17 protein-coding genes are annotated in these 20,941 nt (G+C 65.3%); 8 read left to right on the top strand and 9 right to left on the bottom strand.

What is annotated here, in order from left to right:
* Nucleotides 1–501 precede the first annotated feature (501 nt).
* The 3 genes from AKN83_RS31005 to AKN83_RS30995 all read left to right on the top strand — a co-directional run bounded on the left by AKN83_RS31005 (nucleotide 502) and on the right by AKN83_RS30995 (nucleotide 3,798).
* The gene (locus AKN83_RS31005; RefSeq protein ID WP_050402844.1) at nucleotides 502–1,056 is read left to right on the top strand and encodes a PAS domain-containing protein; all 555 of its coding nucleotides are present in this window, start codon (nucleotides 502–504) and stop codon (nucleotides 1,054–1,056) included.
* 136 nt (nucleotides 1,057–1,192) lie between these two features.
* Nucleotides 1,193–2,926 carry an adenylate/guanylate cyclase domain-containing protein gene (locus tag AKN83_RS31000; protein WP_063695612.1) on the top strand — a complete coding sequence of 578 codons (1,734 nt, stop codon included), beginning with the start codon at nucleotides 1,193–1,195 and terminating at the stop codon, nucleotides 2,924–2,926.
* A gap of 257 nt (nucleotides 2,927–3,183) precedes the next feature.
* Nucleotides 3,184–3,798 carry a tetratricopeptide repeat protein gene (locus AKN83_RS30995; protein WP_050402845.1) on the top strand — a complete coding sequence of 205 codons (615 nt, stop codon included), beginning with the start codon at nucleotides 3,184–3,186 and terminating at the stop codon, nucleotides 3,796–3,798.
* Between the two features lie 133 nt (nucleotides 3,799–3,931).
* Here the strand turns inward: AKN83_RS30995 and AKN83_RS30990 are convergent, their stop codons facing one another.
* Entirely contained in the window at nucleotides 3,932–5,089 is a 1,158-nt protein-coding gene (locus AKN83_RS30990; protein ID WP_063695611.1) for an acyl-CoA dehydrogenase family protein, read from the bottom strand.
* A 148-nt stretch (nucleotides 5,090–5,237) separates the two neighbouring features.
* Between AKN83_RS30990 and AKN83_RS30985 the strand changes: the two genes are divergently transcribed.
* Both AKN83_RS30985 and AKN83_RS30980 read left to right on the top strand, forming a co-directional pair.
* Nucleotides 5,238–7,595 carry an Orn/Lys/Arg family decarboxylase gene (locus tag AKN83_RS30985; RefSeq protein WP_050402847.1) on the top strand — a complete coding sequence of 786 codons (2,358 nt, stop codon included), beginning with the start codon at nucleotides 5,238–5,240 and terminating at the stop codon, nucleotides 7,593–7,595.
* Nucleotides 7,596–7,612: 17 nt separating this feature from the next.
* Nucleotides 7,613–8,173, top strand: coding sequence for a GNAT family N-acetyltransferase (locus tag AKN83_RS30980; RefSeq protein WP_050402848.1), 561 nt, complete (start codon nucleotides 7,613–7,615; stop codon nucleotides 8,171–8,173).
* A 161-nt stretch (nucleotides 8,174–8,334) separates the two neighbouring features.
* On the opposite strand, the gene AKN83_RS30975 is transcribed toward AKN83_RS30980, so the two are convergent.
* Complete coding sequence (locus tag AKN83_RS30975) at nucleotides 8,335–8,556, bottom strand: dodecin (RefSeq protein WP_050402849.1); 222 nt, start codon at nucleotides 8,554–8,556, stop codon at nucleotides 8,335–8,337.
* 236 nt (nucleotides 8,557–8,792) lie between these two features.
* Between AKN83_RS30975 and AKN83_RS30970 the strand changes: the two genes are divergently transcribed.
* Nucleotides 8,793–9,374, top strand: a complete 582-nt coding sequence (locus AKN83_RS30970; RefSeq protein WP_063695610.1) for an HdeD family acid-resistance protein — start codon at nucleotides 8,793–8,795, stop codon at nucleotides 9,372–9,374.
* Between the two features lie 99 nt (nucleotides 9,375–9,473).
* Here AKN83_RS30970 and AKN83_RS30965 read toward each other — a convergent pair whose 3' ends face one another.
* Nucleotides 9,474–9,860, bottom strand: coding sequence for a COG4315 family predicted lipoprotein (locus AKN83_RS30965; protein ID WP_050402850.1), 387 nt, complete (start codon nucleotides 9,858–9,860; stop codon nucleotides 9,474–9,476).
* A gap of 144 nt (nucleotides 9,861–10,004) precedes the next feature.
* Entirely contained in the window at nucleotides 10,005–10,745 is a 741-nt protein-coding gene (locus AKN83_RS30960) for a bestrophin-like domain (RefSeq protein WP_050402851.1), read from the bottom strand.
* A 155-nt stretch (nucleotides 10,746–10,900) separates the two neighbouring features.
* Here AKN83_RS30960 and AKN83_RS30955 point away from each other — a divergent pair, with 155 nt between their 5' ends.
* Nucleotides 10,901–11,845 carry an ornithine cyclodeaminase family protein gene (locus AKN83_RS30955; protein WP_050402852.1) on the top strand — a complete coding sequence of 315 codons (945 nt, stop codon included), beginning with the start codon at nucleotides 10,901–10,903 and terminating at the stop codon, nucleotides 11,843–11,845.
* A 40-nt stretch (nucleotides 11,846–11,885) separates the two neighbouring features.
* Here AKN83_RS30955 and coaA read toward each other — a convergent pair whose 3' ends face one another.
* From coaA to AKN83_RS30935, 4 genes are all read right to left on the bottom strand, one after another.
* Nucleotides 11,886–12,818 (bottom strand): type I pantothenate kinase, encoded by a 933-nt coding sequence (coaA, locus tag AKN83_RS30950; RefSeq protein WP_050402853.1) that lies wholly within the window; start codon nucleotides 12,816–12,818, stop codon nucleotides 11,886–11,888.
* Between the two features lie 118 nt (nucleotides 12,819–12,936).
* Complete coding sequence (locus AKN83_RS30945) at nucleotides 12,937–15,195, bottom strand: xanthine dehydrogenase family protein molybdopterin-binding subunit (RefSeq protein ID WP_050402854.1); 2,259 nt, start codon at nucleotides 15,193–15,195, stop codon at nucleotides 12,937–12,939.
* Nucleotides 15,192–15,674 carry a (2Fe-2S)-binding protein gene (locus AKN83_RS30940; protein ID WP_050402855.1) on the bottom strand — a complete coding sequence of 161 codons (483 nt, stop codon included), beginning with the start codon at nucleotides 15,672–15,674 and terminating at the stop codon, nucleotides 15,192–15,194. The genes AKN83_RS30945 and AKN83_RS30940 overlap by 4 nt, the downstream gene beginning before the upstream one ends.
* Before the next feature lie 4 nt (nucleotides 15,675–15,678).
* On the bottom strand, nucleotides 15,679–16,539 hold the full coding sequence (locus AKN83_RS30935) for an FAD binding domain-containing protein (protein WP_050402874.1): 861 nt from the start codon (nucleotides 16,537–16,539) through the stop codon (nucleotides 15,679–15,681).
* Between the two features lie 360 nt (nucleotides 16,540–16,899).
* Between AKN83_RS30935 and AKN83_RS30930 the strand changes: the two genes are divergently transcribed.
* Nucleotides 16,900–18,510: an ABC transporter substrate-binding protein gene (locus AKN83_RS30930; RefSeq protein ID WP_050402856.1), complete on the top strand. Its 1,611-nt coding sequence runs from the start codon at nucleotides 16,900–16,902 to the stop codon at nucleotides 18,508–18,510.
* A 258-nt stretch (nucleotides 18,511–18,768) separates the two neighbouring features.
* Here AKN83_RS30930 and AKN83_RS30925 read toward each other — a convergent pair whose 3' ends face one another.
* Nucleotides 18,769–20,778, bottom strand: coding sequence for an SPFH domain-containing protein (locus tag AKN83_RS30925; RefSeq protein ID WP_050402857.1), 2,010 nt, complete (start codon nucleotides 20,776–20,778; stop codon nucleotides 18,769–18,771).
* Between the last annotated feature and the right edge of the window lie 163 nt (nucleotides 20,779–20,941).

Below are 20,941 nucleotides of genomic sequence, written 5' to 3'. Positions count from 1 at the left end.
GCACAATCCCGAAATCGGACACCGCTGGTGTCCCGGACGCGTCGCAGCACGAAAGTATTGCGACGCAGAGCCGGCCCTGCAGCGCATCGCCTCGCGCTGCACTGCCTCCGGGACACGATATCTTGGCAAAAAGATAAGGGAGGGCGCTGAGAACGCCCTCCCTGATCGGCTGGTCTTCTCGTGCCCCAGAGGGATCGGGAGAACATCCCCACCCCTCCCCGCACGGTGACCAAACTGTTTGACGCCACCTGTGTACCAACCACGCCGGCGCTTGGGGCAGCCGGCGAACGGGAACGCGCGGACCCTACGCGCAGGTTCCACGGCCGCCAAGGACATAGTTAAATTTACGTTAACAACACAAAGCTGCCGATAAGCCGCCCAAACCGCGGCCACGGCATGGACGCTGCACAGCCTTCCCTGCACAACAGAGAAGGGAAGGCGCCTGAGCAAGACCGGGACAGATGTGTCCCGCCGAGCCAGGTGCCGGGCAAGGTTCTTTAGATGAAACACAGCTCCAGCCGCGAGTTCTTCGCCTATTGGAATGCGAAGCGCGGCGCTGCGCGTGCACCCGACCGGAGTGAATTCGAACCGTCCGCGGTGCGCGAGCTGCTGTCCGACATCTTCGTGCTGTCCTATGACGGCGAGACCCGCTTTCCGTTCCGCGTCGCCGGCACCCGCACCTCCGCCCTGCTCGGCTGCGACCTCAAGAACCGCAGCTTTTCCGCCCTTTTCACCGGCGAGAGCCGCGGCGAGATCGAAGACATCATCACCTGTGTCGTCGAAGAGACCCTGCCGGCCATCGCCGGTGTCACCGCCACCACCGAAACCGGCTCCAGGGCGCACCTTGAACTGCTGCTGCTGCCTTTCACCGCCCGCGTCCATATGCCGGCGAGCCTGACCGGCCTGCTCGCCCCGTTCGAGGACGACGTCACGAGGCTGCACGACCTCGTCCTGACCTCGTGGCGTTACCTGTATCCCCAGGAGCGGCTGGTGCCGCGGACCCTGCGCAAGCTCGCCATCGCGCGCGGCCTGATGGTCTATGAAGGGTTGCGCTAGCTCCTGACACCTTGCCCGGTCCAGCGACGAGACCGGCGCCACGCCGGTCGCTTGCACTGCGGGCCGCGGAACTCTATTAGCTGTTGCGCCGCCATGGCGGGGTGACCCGCTTATTGCAGCTGCGGCGGGGCTCGGCATGTTTCGCAATTCGATCAGGCAGAAGATCGTCGGCATTGCCGCGGGACTGATTGTCCTTGCGGTGATCACCTCGCTGCTGTCGATGGTGATGGCGGGTCAGGTCGGCCATCTCCTGGATGAGCTCACCAACCGCTACATCCCCGCCTACGGTCATCTCGCCCGCGTCAACATCCGCTCGCTGGAGCGATCCCTGGCGATGCGCCGGATGATGATGGCAAAGATGCAGGCGCCGGGAGAAACCAGCGGCTACGACGCGGCGCGCAAGACGTTCGACGAGATCGAGCCCCAGATCAAGCGCGAGGCCGACGCCGCGCGCGCGCTGATCGATTCGATCATCGCCGATCCCTCGACCCCGTCGGACAACGCCGCTCTCGGGCGCCTCGATGACCGCATCGACAATGCCGTCAACGACCTCTTGATGCGCCTGAATGCCGAGAACAAGACGCTGCTCGACCAGCTCGACGCCCAGGACTTTGCGGCCGCGAAAGCGACCACGCTCCGCGCCGACGTCCTGCGCGACGACTTCAACAACAGAATCGAAGGCATTCGTACCGACATGCTGGCGCAGGTCGCTTCGGCCGCAGCGAAGGTGATGGGCGCCCAGCAGCGGGCGATCATCATCTCCGGCGTGGTGACCGCGATTGCCGCGATCCTCGGCTTCGTGTTCGCGATGCTGGTCGGCAGCGGCATCACGCGCCCGGTCATGCGCCTTCTCGAGAGCACCCGCGAGGTCGAGGCCGGCCGACTCGACGGCGCCATTGCCATCACGACCCAGGACGAGATCGGCCAGCTCTCCGCCGCCTTCAACCGCATGATCGAGACGCTGCGTCACAACCAGCGTATCCGCGAGACCTTCGGCCGCTACATCAACCCGCGGATCGCCGAGGGCTTGCTCGAGCAGCCGGCGATCGCCGCCACCGAAGGACAGCGCCGCATCATGACGGTGATGTTCTGCGACATGAAGGGCTTTACCAGCTTGAGCGAAGGCGTGACGCCGCGCGGTCTCGTCAAAATCATGAACCTCTATCTGTCGACGATGTCGGCGCCGGTCCATGCGCATCGCGGCATCATCGACAAATATATCGGCGACGCCATCATGGCCTATTGGGGCGCCCCCTTCGTCGAGGAAGCCGAGCAGACCCATCTGGCCGCGCTCGCCGCCATCGACATGATCGGCCAGGTCAACCAGCTGCGCAAGGATCTGCCCGAACTGCTCGGCGTGCGCGCAATTCCGGCCGATTGCGACATCCGGATCGGGATCGCGACCGGTGAAGCGCTGGTCGGCAGCATCGGCTCCGAATTCATGATGAGCTACACCGTGCTCGGCGACACCGTGAACCTCGCCTCACGGCTGGAAGGCGCCAACAAGTTCTACGGCAGCCGCAGCCTGATCTCGGAAGCCACCGCGAGCGCCTGCGCTGCGACCATCGAGCTGCGCGAGATCGACCGCCTCGTCGTCGTCGGCCAGACCCAGCCGGTCGCCGTGTTCGAGATCATCGGCAAGAAGGACGAGTTGACGCCGGCGCAGATCGAGTTGCAGCATCGCTACGCGGATGGTCTCGCCGCCTATCGCGACCGCCGCTGGGACGACGCCGAGCGAGCTTTCACCGCGGCGCTGGCTGCGGCGCCCGCCGACGGCCCGTCGATCGCGATGAAGACGCGCGTCGCAGCGTTCAGACAAAATCCGCCGGCCGCCGACTGGGATGGTGCCTGGCATCTGGAGCAGAAGTAGCGGCAGTTGCAGCACGCATTGGCGCTGGCCTGCCCTTCGCACTGCTCTCGCACGACCGCACAATCTAACACCGATGTTAGTTTCGGCTCCGTTGTTCGACGTCGCGACCCAACAGCGCGCACATGCAAGCATGACATCCGGAAGCGACAACGCCATTGCCGCTTCGGCAAACAATTTTTCAAATCGCGCGGAATGCTCTCCTCGATCGGGAGTTAGTGCTTCAGAGCAATGACTGTCCTTCTACTCGGGAGGTGTGCATGTTCAAGTCACCAACGCAGCTCGCAATGCTTGCGGCATGTCTGACAGCGCCTATCGTCCTGCTCCCACCGCACACCGCCATCGCCGCCGGCGGAGGTGGTGGCGGCGGCGGAGGAGCAGGCGGCGGAGACTTCTACGGATCGAGCTACGGCACGCCCACGCCGGCGTATCCTCAAGCGAAGGACAGAAAGACCACACACAGGGTCAAGAAACCGATCAAGCAATCCGGCTTCGACGACCCGGCATTCCGCGACGGCTATCGCGCGGCCTATGCGACGATCTACGAACGCAACGACTACGCTGCCGCGATCGATCAGCTGCACGCGCTCGGCCGCGACGATCATCCGAACGTCGCCAACCTGATCGGCTACTCCTATCGCAAGCTCGGCGACTACAAGCAGTCGCAGGTCTGGTACGAGCGCGCGCTGAAGGCCGATCCGAGCCACGTGCTGACGTGGAACTACTACGGCCTGTGGCAGATCGAACAGGGCAATCGCGACCAGGCGCAGTATCATCTGCAGCGGATAGCCGAGATCTGCGGCACCGACTGCGAGGCGTATCGCACGCTGGCGGCGGCGCTGGAGAAGCCGCCGGGTACGAACCTCGTCTATTGAACGCGCCGGCGTGAAGCGGGCATGAGCGAATGCGTGATCACCGGATCTGAAAGAGACGATGCTGCGCTGCGGCCTGGTGCCGGTCGCCGCCTGACCGCTCGGCGCGAGAGGCTTGCAGCGCCGGCGGCCCAGCTCAAAACCGCGTCGTGCCGAGCGGCAGGCCGAGCTTCGCGCGCCCGGTCAGCGTATAGCTGTTCGGCGTCATCGCGACATGCTTGATCGCCGCCTGGACGTCGCGGATCGAACGCTCGAGCGTGCCGGTCTCGAAGATCGCGGCCGTCCCGGCGGACGCTGCGATCATTTCGACGATTCGGGCGGCGGTTTCGCCGGCGTTGGCGCAGGCGATCCGGTGCAGCAGCCGTGCTTCCACCAGCCGCTCGCCTCCGATGTCGCTCGCCGCCATCAGCTCCGTCATGCCCTCGACCAGCAGCGCCCGCGCCGACCGCAACGCCGTTTCGGCACGGCCGACCATCGCCTGCACCAACTCGCCGTCGCGCAGCTGGCCGGCGCCTCCGAGACGGGGCTTCTTGCCCGCGAGCGCGATGAAGGCGTCGAGCGCGCCGCGCGCGATCCCGAGCGGCACCACCGAGACCGTCCAGGAGAACGCCGATACACCCGGCAGGCGGTATGGGATGCCCGGCTGGGTCGGCTTGAAGTCGACCAGCGGGTGGGTGTGGCTGTCAGGCACGAAGCAATCCTGCATCTCGAAGTCACAGCTTCCGGTGGCCCGGAGCCCTGACGCGAACCAGGTGTCGTGGAGATGGACGTCGGCGCGATCGACGTAGCAGCAGATCGGCGGGCCATCCTTGCCGTCGGGGCCTTTGACGCTCGCCAGCCCCATGAACTTGGTCGCGTGAGGTGCACCGCTGCCGAACGGCCAGCGACCGCTGACGCGGTAACCACCCTCGACCTCGACCGCCGTTCCGATCGCCCCGGTGGCGGCGGCGATGAACGCCAGCGGATCGGCGAACCAGCCCCGCGCCACCCCCTCCGGCAGGTAGCCGCCGGCCCTGCTCATGCCGCCGCCATTGCCGACCAGCCAGCCCACCGAGCCGTCGAGCGCCGAGGCTGCCTCGACGATCGTCATGAAGTCGAGCGGCGAGAATTCCGGCCCGCCCAGCGCTTTCGGCAGATACAGCCGAAACATTCCGGCCTCGGCCAGGGCGCGGACCACGGCGTCGGGAAGCCGGCGCTCGCGGTCGAAATCGGCCCGGTGCTCGGCAATCAGCGGGGCAAGCCGCGCGAGTGCGGTCAAATGATCGGCAACACTGGGGGTGGCAGGCTGGGGCATGACGCCTTTCCTTTCCGAAAGCTGGCAATATCGGGAGTTCAGCGCGAAGACGCGGATTTTGCCATGGCACTTGGCGTCGCAGCGGGATTGTCATCTCTTTGTCATGAATTGTGCAGACAGGTTCAGCGGACCAGTTTCGGGGACACGCATGGACTATTTCAAACGCTTCAACTTCTTGTTCGCCGCGCCGGTTTTCGAGGCCGACGACCTCGAAGGCATCCGGTTCAACCAGATCATCACGGAGATCGAGCGCTCCGGCTTCGAAGTGGTCCGCGCCCGCAAGCTGGAAGATGCCGAGATCGCGGTGCAGACCGATGCGGCGATCGGCTGCATGGTGGTCGACTGGGGCAAGAAGGGTCTTGAGGGCAAGACCGCGGCGTTGATCAACCTGATGCGCCGGCGCGGCCTCGATTTCCCGATCATCCTGTTGATCCGCCGCAAGCGCTTCGAGGACCTGCCGGTCGAGGTGCTGGATTTCATCGACGGCTACGTGTTCCTGTCCGAGGAAACCCCGCCCTTCATCGCCAAGAACCTGATCTCCAGGCTCAAGCAATATGCCGAGAACCTGAAGACGCCGTTCTTCGGCGCGCTGGTCGACTATGCCGAGGAAGGCAACCAGCTCTGGACCTGCCCCGGCCACAATGGCGGCGTGTTCTATAGCCGCAGCCCGATCGGGCGGGTGTTCGTCGAGCATCTCGGCGAGGCCGTGTTCCGCGACGACCTCGACAATTCCGTGCTCGACCTCGGCGACCTCCTCACCCATGAAGGACCGGCGCTGAAGGCGCAGAAGGAAGCGGCGCGGATTTTCGGCGCCGAGAAGACCTATTTCGTGCTCAACGGCACCTCGACCTCCAACAAGGTCGCGCTCGGCTCGCTGGTCACCGACGGCGACCTCGTGCTGTTCGACCGCAACAACCACAAGGCCGCCCATCACGGCGCGCTGCTGATCGGCGGCGGCATCCCGGTCTATGTGCCGACGGTGCGCAACGCCTGGGGCCTGATCGGCCCGATGCGCTGGGACCTGCTCGACGAGGGGAGCTTGCGCGACCAGATCCGCAAGCACCCGCTGGTCAAGGACGAGAACGCCTGGAAGAAAGAGCGTCCGTTCCGTGTCGCGGTGGTCGAGCAGTGCACCTATGACGGCACCATCCACTCCGCCGAGATGATCCTGAAGCGGATCGGCCATCTCTGCGACTACATCCTGTTCGACGAGGCCTGGGCCGGCTTCATGAAGTTCCACCCGATCTATTCCGGCCGCTTCGCGATGGGACTTTCGAATCTCGGCCCCGAGGCGCCCGGCATCATCGCCACCCAATCGACCCACAAGCAGCTCGCGAGCTTCTCGCAGGCCTCGCAGATCCACATCCGCGACCGCCACATCAAGGGCCAGAAGCGCCGGGTCGAGCACCGCCGCTTCAACGAAAGCTTCATGCAGCACGCCTCGACCTCGCCGTTCTATCCGATCTTCGCCTCGCTCGACGTGGGCGCGCAGATGATGAAGGGCCGCTCCGGCGAAGTGCTGTGGGACGACACGATCCGGCTCGGCATCGAGCTACGCAAGAAGATCCGCGCCGTGAAGCGCGAGTTCGAGGAGAAGGAGACGCGCGCGGAGCGGCGCTGGTTCTTCGAGCCGTTCGTGCCGGACCGCGTAATGATCCCCGACGTCGCCCGCGAGAACGGCGTGCACAATGTCGCTTGGGAGACCATATCGACCGATCAGCTCGCGACCAATCCGTCCTATTGGCAGCTCAGTCCCGGCCAGACCTGGCACGGCTTCCCCGAGCTGACGGAAGGCTTTGCCATGACCGACCCGAACAAGCTCACCTTGCTGACGCCGGGCTTCGATCACGCCACCGGCGCCTATGCCGACCACGGCATCCCCGCGCCGGTCGTGGCGCAGTATCTGCGCGAGAACCAGATCGTCGCCGAGAAGAACGACCTCAACTCCCTGCTCTTCCTGCTGACACCAGGCGTCGAGGCCAGCAAGGCCGGCACGCTGGTGTCGGGGCTGGTCGCCTTCAAGAAGCTGCACGACGACAATGCGCTGGTCGAGGACGTCATCCCCGAATTCTTCCGCCGCCGCCCGCAGCGCTACACGGGCGTGCGGCTGCGCGACCTCTGCGGCGACATGCACCGCTTCTTCCGCGACGGGGGCGTCAGCACCTTGCAGGCCAGGCAATTCCTGCCCGAGCATCTGCCTGACATCGCGATGTCGCCGCGCCAGGCGGCGCAATACCTGATCCGCAACGACGTCGATTATCTGCCAATCGACCAGATCTTCGGCCGCATCGCGGCGACGCCGTTCGTGGTCTATCCGCCCGGCATCGCCACCATCGTGCCCGGCGAGCGGCTGTCGGAACGCAGCAAGCCGATGATCGATTACCTCAAGATGTTCGAGGCGAGCTTCAATGCCTTCCCGGGCTTCGAGGTCGAGGTGCAGGGCATCTACAAAGAGATCGACGACACGGGCCGGGTCCGCTTCTACACCTATGTCGTGTCCGAATAGCCAGCGGACGCAGCACAATGGAGAATGATCACAAGATCACCGTCCGCCCCTCGCGCGACAGCGACGTCGATGCGATGCTGTCGATCTACCGCTATCACATCCGCCACGGCATCGAGGAGAGCGTCGATGACAGCGGCACGCCGGAGCCCGACGACCTGCGCGACCGCCGCAAGAACCTGCGCAACACCCGCCTGCCCCATCTCGTCGCGCTGTGCGACGGCGAGGTGGTCGGCTACGCCTATGTGGTCCAGTTCCGCAAGCGCCCGGCCTATCGCTACACGGTGAAGCATTCGATCTATATTGACCACCGCTTCACCGGCAAGGGCGTCGGCGGCCGGCTGTTGCAGGAACTGGTCGACGCCTGCGCCGCTTCCGGCTTCCGCCAGATGATCGGCTATATCGACAGCGACAACGCCGCATCGCTCGCGCTGCACGACCGCTTCGGCTTCACGCGCGTCGGCCATTTGCCGGGCGTCGCCTATCGCTACGGCCGCTGGTCCGACACCGTGATGGTGCAGCGCTCGCTCGCCGCCGGCGCCACCGCCCCGCCGCCACCCGCGCCGCTGTCGCGGCGGTGATGGGGACTACGCGGGCTCCCTCCATTCGCCGTCCTGGCGAAAGCCAGGCCCAACCACCGCATTCGGTGATGAACGGGACAGCCGTCATCGCCCGGTCCATGCGCGCAATTGCGTACAGGCCGGGCGACGACAGTTGCAGTGAGGGACGAATTGAGGCCGCCCTACTCCAGCGTGAAGCCGACCCGCAGCGTGACCTGGTAGTGCCGGACCTTGCCGTCTTCGATATGGCCGCGGGTCTGCACCACCTCGAACCATTTCATTTCCCGGATCGTCTTCGACGCGCGGCTGACGGCATTCTCGATCGCCGCCTCGATGCTCTTGTCCGATGATCCGACCAGTTCGAGGATCTTGTAGACGTGGTCCTTGTCGTCCGTGGTAGGCATGTCGACCTCCTCTGTGGATGCGCGATCCGGACAATTTGCACTCCGATCCGGACAGTCCGTCGTCCGATGCGCCGTCGTTAAACGACGAATGCTGCGCGGCAACACACCGGTTGACTTGGATCAACGTGTCACGGCGCCTTTGGTGCCAGCATGCATTTGGTGCCGGTCGGGCACCTGCCCTTGTCGGCTCCGTTACCTATGGTAGCATGCTTTGATCTCGTATTCGGGAGCGATCGATGTCCACAGCGTCCAGCTCACCCGCTACACCTCCTCACAGCCTCGGATCCGGGCTTGCCAACCTTCGCGCGAAGTGGGGCTGGATCGTCGCCCTTGGCGTGATCTACCTGATCGCAGGCGTGCTCGCCTTCGGCAGCGTGTTCTTCGCCACCGTCGTCAGCGTGCTGTTCGTCGGCGCCATGATGATCGTCGCCGGCGTTGCCGAAATCATCAATGCGTTCCAGTTCAAGACGTGGGGCAAGTTCCTGTTCTGGCTGCTGCTCGGCGCGCTCTATGTCGTTGCCGGCTTCATCACCTTCGAGAACCCGCTGCTCGCGGCCGCAACGCTGACGCTGTTCCTCGGCATCGCGCTAGTGGTCTCCGGCATCGTCCGCATCTTCCTGGCGTTCGGCATGAACTCGGCGGCGCCGTGGGGAATGGTCGCGATCTCCGGGCTGATCACGCTGGTGCTCGGGGCCATGATCCTGGCGCGCTGGCCGGTGTCGAGCCTGTATGTGCTCGGCATTTTCCTCAGCGTCGACCTGATCTGCGCCGGCGTCAGCTGGATCAGCATGGGCATGGCGCTGAAGCAGCGCGCGTGAGGCGCGAATCCGGAGCGGGTTAGCGACAGCGTAACCCGCCGCAAATCTCACGGGCGGAACGATGGCGGGTTATGCTTGCGCTAACCCGCCCTGCTGATCTCACGGCTGCGCGAGGTGCCAGGCGCCGTTGAGAAAACCGTCGCCGTTGGTGTCGCCGGCCTTCTGGTCCTTGGCGAAGGTATAGAGCGGCTTGCCCTTGTAGGCCCACTGCTTCGAACCATCGTCGCGCGAGATGATGGTGTAGCCGCCTTCGGCCTTGTCGCTGGCCTCCGCCTTCAGCACCGGCCAATTCATCGCGCACGGGCTGTTGCAGGCCGACTTGCCCTCGGTGTCCTTGTCGAAGGTGTAGAGCGTCATGCCCTTGGTGTCGGTCAGGACCGAGCCCTTCGCCGTGGTGCCGGTCTTGGTCGGCGGCGCGGCAAGGACAGCGGATGCGAGCGCGAACGAAGCGGCGGTAGCGAGCGCGAGTGCGAGTGTCGTCTTCATGAGTCTCCCTTTCGAATGCTGATGGCTTGCATGCGTAAGGACGCTGAAGGGCGCACCGTATTCCGTTGGCGGCGCGTGAAGAATTTTCGGCCGAGCGCCGGACGTGAGGGGAATAAAGCCGAGAGCGCGTGCGGATACCGGCAGCTACCGTCTGATCTCCTCGGCCGCGCGCACCAGCGGGCGGTCGGAGAGCTGGATCGGGCCGGAGAACGGCGTGCTCATTTCGAGGATCAGATAGATCGCGGCCGCGATCAGCGCCGCCGCGGCGACATAGGTCGAGACCACCACCGCATTGCGCGGCGCGCGAAAGCCGAGCGTGGCGAACATCAGCGTCAGCCACCCGACCAGGATGCAGATCAGCGGTGACGGGAACGACCCGTCGGACTGCTCGACGAAGGTCCAGCGCTGCTGCACCGCCTGGCGATAGACCGAGCGCGCGTCGTTCCACAGCGCGATCTTCTGCTCGTCGTTGAACTTCAGCTCGCGGAGACTGTTGCCGACATCGTCGAGCAGATGCTCGGACACCTCGTTAGCGCGCGAGATCGGGGCATCCTTGAGGGCCTGCTCGACATAGGCGAGCAGCCGCTTGCGCGGCTCGTCGGCGCTGGGGCCGAGCGGCCGCAGGCTGCGGTCGAGCAGGATGAGGTCGGTGGCGAAGACATGGAGGTTGCGGTCGACCGCCGCATAGGTGTTGGCCGAATTGTTCATCATCAGGCCGAGCAGCAGCGACGGCATGGTGACGAACAGGGTCGCGACCAGCCGTACCGAGGTATTGGTCTCGTCGCTGCGGTGATGCTCGCCGAGCCGGGCATGGACCGCCATGGTCGCAAGCGCGGCGCCGCCGAGCAGCATGAAGATCAGGATGGCGACGACGACTGCAACCACGGCTTGCGGAGACCTGCGAGAGAATCACGTGCGCAGGATAGCAAGTGCCGCGCGGCGGCGCATGCCCGGTTGACTGGCCCTTGCCACGCGCTATCCAGTCCGGACCGGCCTTGGCGCTCCGGTAGGCGCGCCAGGGCGCCCGAGGAGAGAAGCACGTGCATATTGTCGACGACAGCGAGGTCAACCGCGTCCTGAGTTTTCCGATCCTGATCGAGGCGATCGAAGCCGCACACCGGCGGCCGAAGATCGCGGTGCACGACAGCTATCTCGGCGACGACAGGGGCCAGCAGCTGGTGACCCGCAGCGCGGTCGATGCCGGCCGCTTCATGATGACCAAGCTGTACACCAGCTTCCCGGGCAATCTCGCGCACGGCAAGCTGCCGGCCGTGCAGGCGGTCTGCGTGCTGTTCGACGGCAATGACGGACGGCCGCTGGCGGTGATGGACGCCGCCGAGATCACCCATTGGAAGACAGCCGCGGACTCCGCGCTCGGCGCCAAGCATCTGGCGCGGCCGGATGCCGAAACGCTGCTGGTGGTCGGCGCCGGCGAGATGGCGCGCTGGCTGGTGCGCGGCCATCGCTCGGTGCGGCCGTCTCTGAAGCGGGTGCGGATCTGGAACCGGACGGTCGAGCGCGCGCAGGAGCTCGCCACGCTGCTGGAGGGCGACCGCATCGCCGCTGAAGTCGTCACCGATCTCGATACCGCAACGCGCGAGGCCGACATCATCACCACCTGCACCCGCTCGCGCGAGCCGCTGGTGAAGGGCGCCAACCTGAAGCCCGGCACCCATCTCGATCTGGTCGGCGGCTTCACCCCCGAGACTCGCGAGTCCGACGACGAGGCGGCGCGGCGCGCGCGCATCTTCGTCGACCGAAGGGAATCCGCCTTCGACGGCGTCGGCGACATTTTGCAGCCGATCGCGAGCGGCGCGATCAGAGAAACCGACGTGCTCGGCGATCACTACGACCTCGCGACCGGCAAGGTTGCCGGCCGGCTTTCGGATAGCGACATCACCTTCTTCAAGAACGCCGGCGGCGGGCATCTCGATCTGATGACCTGCGAGACCGTGCTTGCTCAGCTGGGGAAGGAGCTAAGGTGAGCTCCGCGGGTTAGCGCAGCGTAACCCGCCCTACGCTTTTCTACGTCTCCCGCAGCCAGACCTCTCCGATCGAATGGTCGGCGCGCTTGCGCAGCACGACGTCGGCCCGCGTTCGCGTCGGCAGGATGTTCTCCCTGAGATTGGCGGGATGATGCTCGCGCCACAGCCGCTCCGCGACCTCGCGCGCGTCGCCGGGCGGCAGGTCCCTGTAATGGTGGAAATAGGAGGCGGGGTTGCGGAACGCGGTCGCCTGCAGCCTGAGGAAACGCTCGACATACCAGGACTGGATGTCGGCCTCATCGGCATCGAGGTAGATCGAGAAGTCGAAGAAATCCGACACCACCACCGGCGCCGTGCCGCGCGCCAGCAACACGTTGAGGCCCTCGAACACCAGGATGTCCGGCTGCCGGATGACCTGGTGCCCCAACGGCACGATATCGCCGATCAGATGCGAATAGACCGGCAGTTCGAGCTCAGCTTCGCCCGCCTTGGCAGCGGCGAGAAACCGCAGCATCCGCGGCAGATCGTAGCTCTCGGGAAAGCCCTTGCGCCGCATCAGGCCGCGTTCTTCCAGAACTGCATTGGCATGCAGGAAGCCGTCGGTCGTCACCAGCTCAACGCGCGGGTGATCCGCCCAGCCGGCCAGCAGCGCACACAGCACACGGGCAAAGGTGCTCTTACCGACGCCGACGCTGCCGGCCAACGCGACGATGTAGGGCGATCGGCGCGCCGGCCGGCCGAGAAACTCCGACTTGACCTGCGCGAGGTTGCGCGCCGCCGAGAAATGCAGGTTCAAGAGGCGCGTCAGAGGCAGGTAGATGTCGCTGACTTCGACAGCATTGATCGGCCCGTTCAGGCCGCGCAGCGCCGCGAGATCGGCGTCCGACAGGGTCAGCGAGGTGCCGGCGCGCAATGCCGCCCAATCTCCGCGGCCGAAGATCATGTGGGCGGACAGCTCGTCGGGGTGGGCCATTCTCATCCGTTCACGGTGAGCCTGATGCATCCGATCGATCTTGCCGAGGTCAAGCCGGAGACGTCAATGGCCGGAACCGTAGGGCGGGTTAGCGTCAGCGTAGCCCGCCCTGCATTCCCTACTCCGCGGCCTGCTGTGCCGGTGCATCCAGCGCCGCCGACACCTTCGGCGGCGACATCGGCAGGCTGTAGAAGCGCTTGCCGAGCGCGTCGTGCACGGCGTTGGCGACCGCGGCCATGACCGGCACCAGTGGCACCTCGCCGACGCCCTTGACGCCCTGCGGGTGCTTCGGATTCGGCACCTCGACCAGCGCGCAATCGAGCATCGGCAGGTCGGAACAGACCGGCATCCGGTAGTCGAGGAAGCCGGGGTTATCGACCTTGCCGTCCTTGTTGTAGATGTACTCTTCGTTCAGCGCCCAGCCGATGCCCTGCGCGACGCCGCCCTGCAGCTGACCCTCGACATAGCTCGGATGCACGGCGCGGCCGACATCCTGCACAGCGGTGTAGCGGATCACCCTGACGATGCCGAGTTCGACATCGACCTCGACGTCGCAGATGTGCGTGCCGAAGCCGCCCTCGGCGCCTTGCGTGTTGAGCTGCACGCTGGCGCCGATCGGGCCGCCCTGCGACGGCGCCTTCTCGGCAAGGTCGGCGAGCGTCAGTGGCTCGAACTGGCCGGCGTTTGGACTGACGGGATGCGCGGCACCGTTCTCCCATTTCACGGCCTCAGGGTCGATCTCCCAGATCTTCGCGGCGCGCTCGCGCAACGTCGCGATCACCTTGTCGGCCGCCTGCGTCACCACCATCGAGGAGGCAAACAGCACGCGGCTGCCGCCGGTGAGATTGGAGAAGCCGACCGTCTGGGTGTCGCCGATGATGACGGAGACGCGCCTGTAGTCGATGCCGAGCAGTTCGGCGCAGATGTTGGCGATGCCGGCGCGCGAGCCGCCGATATCGGGATGCCCCGTGGTGACGACGACGTTGCCGTCCTCGGTGATGTTGACCTGCGCGGAGGATTCGCCGCCGGCGTTGAACCAGAAGCCGGAGGCAACGCCCCTGCCCTGATATTTGCCGAGCGGCGCGGCGTAGTGTGGGTGGTTCTTCGCCGCTTCCAGCGTCTCGATATAGCCGATGCGCGGGAACACCGGGCCGTGCGCCGCCTTGGTGCCTTCCTTGGCCGCGTTCTTCAGCCGCAGCGCCAGCGGATCCATCTTCAGCGCCTCTGCGAGCTCGTCGAGCACGCATTCCACCGCATAGGCGCCGATCGGCGCGCCGGGCGCACGATAGGCCGCGACCTTGGAACGGTTGGAGCAGACGTCGAAACCTTCCGACAGCACATGCGGAATGTCGTAGGGCGCGAAGCTGCACCCGACCGCGCCGCGGATCGGCGAGCCTGGGAAGGCGCCGGCCTGCAGATAGAAGCTGCCATGGGCGGCGACGATGGTGCCGTCTTTCTTCGCGCCGATCTTCACCGTGCTCTTCGAGCCCGATGTCGGACCGGTTGCGCGCATCACCTCCTCGCGCGTCATTACCATCTTGACCGGCCGGCCGGACTTCTTGGCGAGCAAGGTCGCGAGCGGCTCGAGATAGACGATGGTCTTGCCGCCGAAGCCGCCGCCGATCTCGGCGGGGATGGCGCGGATGTCGCTCTGCGGGATGCCGGTCAGCATCGAGGTCATCGCGCGTACCATGAACTGGCCCTGGCTCGACGACCAGATCGTGGTCTTGCCGTCGGCGGCAACCGAGATCAGGCAGGCATGCGGCTCGATATAGCCTTGGTGCACCGGACGCGTCGTGAAGGAGCGTTCGATCACGACATCCGCATCCTTGAAGCCCTGCGCGATGTCACCCTTCTTGGATTCGATCCGGCCCATGATGTTCGAGGGCTTGCCGTCGAATTTGTTGAACTCGTGCAGGATCGGCGCGTCGGGCTTGAGTGCGTCGTCGATCTCGATCGCCCAAGGCAGCACCTCGTAGTCGACCTCGATCAGCTTGCAGGCTTCCGCCGCGATCGCCTCCGTGGTCGCGGCGACGGCGGCGACGGGATGGCCGGGAAACAGCGCCTTGTCGCGCGCCATCACGTTGCGGCACATCCAGCGCATGTCCTGGATGCCGAGCATCACGGCGCCTTTCTCGATTCTGAAGTCGACGATGTCGCGCGAGGTCACCACCGCCTTGACGCCGGGCAGCGCCTCGGCCTTCTTGGTGTTGATCGACTTGATGCGGGCATGCGGATGCGGGCTGCGCAGTACCTTGCCCCAGATCATGCCGGGCATGGTGGTGTCTGCGGCGAACGCCGCACGGCCGGTGACCTTGTCGACGCCATCGGGCCTGATGGTACGCTGGCCGATCCATTTGTTGTTGACGACGTTCATCGAGCAGTCTCCCGCATTTCGGCAGCGGTCTCCATCACCGCGCGGACGATCTTGTCGTAACCGGTACACCGGCAGAGATTGCCGGCGAGCCAGAAGCGGACTTCCTCTTCGGTCGGATTGGAATTTCTGGCGAGCAGCGCCTCGGAGGCGACCAGCATGCCCGAGGTGCAGATGCCGCACTGGAGCGCGGCGTGCTCGAGGAATTTCTGCTGCAGGGGATGCAACTCGCCGCCCTTGGCCATGCCCTCGATGGTCCGGATCTCATGGCCCTCGGCCTCGGCCGCGAGCATCAGGCAGGAGCAGACCAGCCGGCCGTCGAGCGTGATCGAGCAGGCGCCGCAATCGCCGGTGGCGCAGCCTTCCTTGGAGCCGGTGAGCCCCAATTGCCCGCGCAGCGCATCGAGCATGGTCTCATACGGCTCGCACAGGAATTCGACCGGCTCGCCGTTGACGGAGGTGGTGACGTGCAGTTTCGCCATGGTGCTAGTGTCCTCCCGCGCGCTGGGCGGCGATCGCGGCGGTGCGCTTGAGCAGCACGCCGGCAGTCTTGATCCGGTAAGCGATGGTGCCGCGCTTGTCGTCGATCGGACGACAGGCGGCGCGGCACGCGGCGGCGGCGGCCTCGAGCGCGGCGTCGTCGAGCTTCGAGCCAACCAGCGCTTGCGCGGCCGGCGCCACCAGCAGCGCGGTCGGCGCCACCGCGCCGAGGCCGACACGGGCCACGGTGCAGACGCCGTCCTTGAGGGTCAGGCTGACGCCGATGCCGACCACCGCGATATCCATCTCGGTGCGCGGAATCATCCGCAAGTAAGCATCGCCCGAGCCTTTGGGCCGCGGCGGGAGCGCAAAACTGACGAGGATCTCGCCCGGCTTGAGGTTGGTGCGGCCGGGTCCGGCCGGCACATCCTCGACCTTGAGCTCGCGGCGGCCGTTCGGGCCCTGCACGGTGACGACGGCGCCCGCCGCGATCATCGCCGGCACGCTGTCGCCGGCCGGCGAGCCGTTGCAGAGGTTGCCGCCGGCGGAGGCGCGGCCCTGCACCTGCTTGGAGCCGATCAGGTTCACCGCTTCGAGCACGCCCGGCCACACCTTGCCGAAGCGCCCATGCTCGGCGAGCTCCATCCCGGAGACGGCAGCGCCGACGCGGAAACCGCCGTCGGCGGTTTCGGTGATCTCGGTCATCTCGCCGATCTTCTTGATGTCGACGATCAGTCCCGGCCGCACCAGGCCGGAGCGCATTTGCACCAATAAATCAGTGCCGCCTGCCATGATGCGGGCAGCACTTCCGGCGGCAGCGAATGCGCCAATCGCTTCATCAAGCGTGCGCGGTGCTACGTAACGGATATCGGTCATGACGGTTCTTCTGGTCTCCCTCGACTGCTTGTTCCCTCAGGATGTGCGGGATATGGCCTTATTGCTGGCCGGCAGAGCACAAGCCTACACGGCGGATCGCCGTCCGAACAGCCCGCGAGGTGCGGCAGGAAGCGCAGGCTCCTATGCAGGATGCGCGCTTGCGCAGTGCCGGACGCGGCGCGCGCCGCGGCTGCGGTCATCGAACATTCACGTCGCCGGTCCATGCGAAGGTCGCCGCCGATATTCCGAGATTGGCGGCACGGCGCTTGCTTGCATTCAGTAACGGATTGGTGAAGCATGCGGCTCGCTGCGGCCTACGGCCGGCGCAACGACAAAATCGGGGGACGGCGAATGGTCGATGTTTCGCGCAGAATGCTCCTCAAGCTCGCGGCCAGCGTGCCGCCGGCGATCGCGGCCCCGGCTTTCCTGTCATCGCGCGCCATCGCCGCAGGCAAAGGCAAGACCATCTCGGCGGTGATGCATTCGGACCTGCGCATCATCGATCCCGGTTTCACCACCGCCTACATCACCCGCGACCATGGCTACATGGTCTACGATACGCTGCTCGGCATCGATTCAAGCTTCAAGGTCCGGCCGCAGATGGCGGACTGGACGATCTCGGACGACAAGCTGACCTACACTTTCACGCTGCGCGACGGCCTGAAATGGCATGACGGCACGCCGGTCACGGCCGAGGACTGCATCGCCTCGCTGAAGCGCTGGACCGTCGTCGACGGCATGGCGCAGAAGCTCGCCGAATTCACCGCTTCGCTCGAAGCGAGCGGACCGAAGACGATCGTGCTCAAGCTCAAGGAGCCGTACGGCCTGGTGCTGGAGTCGCTGGCAAAGCCCTCCTCCTACGTCGCCTTCATGATGCCGAAGCGGCTCGCCGAGACGCCGGCCGGCAAGCAGATTGCAGAGCAGATCGGCAGCGGGCCGTTCAAGTTCGTCGCCGCGGAATTCCAGCCCGGCGTGAAGGCGGTCTATGAGCGCAATGCCGACTACGTGCCGCGCAAGGAAAAGCCGGATTGGCTGGCCGGCGGCAAGGTCGCGAAGGTCGATCGCGTCGAATGGATCACGATGCCCGACGCGCAGACCGCGATCAACGCGCTGCAATCCGGCGACATCGATTTTCTGGAACAACCCTCGATCGACCTGGTGCCGGTGCTCGAAGCCAATTCCGATCTCACCGTCGGCGTGCTGAATAAGTTTGGTTTCCAGATCGAGGGCCGGATGAACTTCCTGCACCCGCCGTTCGACAATCCCAAGATCCGCCGCGCGGCATTCCTGGCGATGAATCAGAAGGACGTGCTCGACGCCACCGTCGGCAACGCCAAATATTACGAGATCTGCGGCTCGTATTTCGCCTGCAACACGCCGCTCGCCAGCGACACCGGCGCGGAGACCCTGATCAAGGGCAACGGCATGGCCGAGGCCAAGAAGGCGCTGGCCGCCTCGGGCTATGACGGCACGCCGGTCGTGATCATGATCCCCGGCGACGTCCAGACGCTGAAGGGACCGCCGACAGTCGCCGCACAGCTGTTGCGCGCGGCCGGTTTCAACGTCGACGCGCAGGTGACGGACTGGCAGACCGTGGTGAGCCGCCGCGCCAGCCAGAAGCCGCCCAAGGAAGGCGGCTGGAACCTGTTTTTCACTTTCACCGGCGCGACCGAAGTGATGAATCCGATCGTCAACAACCAGATCGCCGCCAACGGCAAGCGGGCCTGGTTCGGCTGGCCCGAGGACGCCAAGCTCGAACAGATGCGCGACGCCTACGCGCGCGCCACCTCGCCTGAGGACCAGAAGAAGCTCGCGGTGGAGATCCAGAAGCAAGCCTACGAGCAGGTGATCTATGTCCCGCTCGGCCAGTTCCGCCTGCCGAGCGCCTGGCGCAAATCGCTCACAGGGGTGCTGGAAGGCCCGGCACCGCCGGTGTTCTGGAACGTCGACAAGACGGAATGAGCCGCTGCGGCGACCAGGCAAGTTGATCGGCTTTCTCCACAACGCAGCTCGCGGAGGAAGCCCTACCCCGGGCCGTCCCGCTGCGCGCTGCCAAAAAACTCGAAAACAACCCCATGCAAAGTAGCCGACGGTCGCAACTTGACACGTCGGGCAACTCACCTGTAGACTTCTAATATTCCGAATTTATGCAAATGCCCTCCCCCGCAAGCGGGAGAGGGAGCGCACTTTCCGGTATTCGACTTAGCCCGAGTCGCCACCTCACTGGCCGTTGGTCCGGCGCGCGGCTTTCGGTGCCTCGTCCCTCAGCTTCTCTAATGCGCCGGGCATCATCTGCCCGAACATCGAGCTCAGCATCGCCGTCGGGATCAGGCCGGCGCTGTTGCCCTCCTGCCCCTGGCCGCCCGACATCAGGAATTGCGGCACCAGCGGCTGATTGATCCGCGTCAGCGCATCGGCGAACTTTGCGAAGTTCTGCTCGGCAAGCCGGTATTCCGGCCCGCCATAGGCATCGACCGACAGCTTGGTCGCCTGCGCATTGGCGGTACCGACCGCCAGCACCCGGTCGGCCTCGCCCTGGCCTTCCAGCCGCGACTGCTCGCCGACAGCGGCCGCCGTGACCTTGCGGGTCTCGGCATCCTTCTGCGCGCGGGCGAGCGCCGCCGCGCCCTCGTTCTCATTGACCCTGACCTGGATCAGCGATTGCGTCAGCGCGGTCTGCGCCGCGGCCGTCGCCTTGGCTTCGTTCAGTGCGCGCTCCTGCACCGCGGCCTTCTCCTGCTCCTGATAGGTCTCGACCTGCTCGCGCGCGATCTGGCGCGAGCGGAGCTGGATCAGGATGTTCTCGATGGTGTGGTCACCTACGGCCGCGCGCGGCGTGCCGATCAACACCTCCTGAAGGTCGAGCGAATAGCTCTCGAACCTCGCCTTCATGTCGTGGGCCGCTTCCTCCTGGATTGCGGCGCGGTTCTGCAGCAGCTCGATCAGCGTCATCTTCTGCGCGATATTCTTGAAGAACGCGCTGACCATCGGGTCGAGCGTCTGCTCGACCAGCTTTTTCACGTCGCCGAAGCGCTGAATGATCATCGGCGCCTTCTTGTAGTCGATATGCATCACCACCGAGAGCGGCAGCGTCGGCTCGAACGCGTCCTTGGTGATCAGCGAGATTTCCGACAGGTTCTCGTCGAGCTTCATCGCGCCGACCTCGCCGCGCATCCATTTCAGGATGAAGTTGACGGTCGGGATCACCTCGATCTTGCCGGCATAAGTGTTGAACGCGTATTTGCCGGGCAACAGCGGGTCCTTCCAGACGCCGCGGCTGCCGTTCAGCACCAGCTCGCCATGGCGATACTGCTCGCCCGAGACGTCGTCGGTGCGCGGACCGGTGTAGAAGATCACGACGCCGACATTGCCGACCGGGATCACCGTCTTCGGCACCGCCTCGACGGTCGCGAACAGGCGGTTGATGTACCAGGTGCCCTCGACGATGACCTGGAGCTGACGGCCGCGATAGCCGCCGGCGCTCAGGAATTTCTCGGGCTCCTGGAAATTGTTGTGAAAGGTCGCCGCGTCGCGCAGTTCGATGCCGACTTCGGGCGCGATGATCTCGCCGGGAGGCAGCGACGGGCCGTCATGCACGGTGACGATGCCGACCAGATCGTGATCGGCCGCCAGCACCACCGGCGCAAAGCCCCAGCGCTCGGTGATGGTGAGCTGCATGCTCTCGAGCACGCCGCGTTCCCGCTCGCTCAGCGCATGACCGTAGACGCGCTCGTCGGTGATGACGGCGAACTGCGTGGTGTTGATCGCATAGGTGCCTTCGCGCAGGATCTTGCGCTGCGGGCCCTTCTGGCCGCCGCCGAGCAGGAAGCGGCGCGCGTCCTGGAAATCCGACTTGTCTTCGGTGTCGTTGGCGCCGAGCACCTGCGACGGCTCCAGCGCCGCACCGTCGCGCGCGAACACATAGGCGATCTTGCCCTGGCCGACGGTCACGAGGTCCGAGCGGTGGATCCGGTACATGAAGGGAAACATCACGTGCAGGCCACCGCGCAGCACCTCGGGCTCGTAGCCGGCCTCGCCGTTCAGCGCGATGAAGCCGTCGTCGATCGAGCCCTTGATCGCCCACAGCTTCTCGACGATGCCGACCTGATTGTTCGGAATGTAGCGAAATACGTTCGATATACGCAGCAGGATCACACATGCGACCGCAGCAGCGATCCAAATGGCAGGCTGGGTTAAACCTGAACCATTAAGAAAACCGAGGAAGTCCATAGTCCATCTCCACAATTCGCAACTGGGCGGTTTGGGAACCAAACCTCATCCAAGAATTGCGGTGCGGAGATGTGGTGCGCGACCTGGGGCGCAAGGCGTGAACATTATTCGTACGGCCGATCTTTTTTTGATGACCGTCTGAACCGCCAGGCGAGTCGCGCGA

This window comes from Bradyrhizobium embrapense, assembly GCF_001189235.2.
Lineage (GTDB): Bacteria > Pseudomonadota > Alphaproteobacteria > Rhizobiales > Xanthobacteraceae > Bradyrhizobium > Bradyrhizobium embrapense.
Note: the sequence above shows the minus strand (reverse complement) of the source record. Positions and strands in the feature narration are given on the sequence as shown.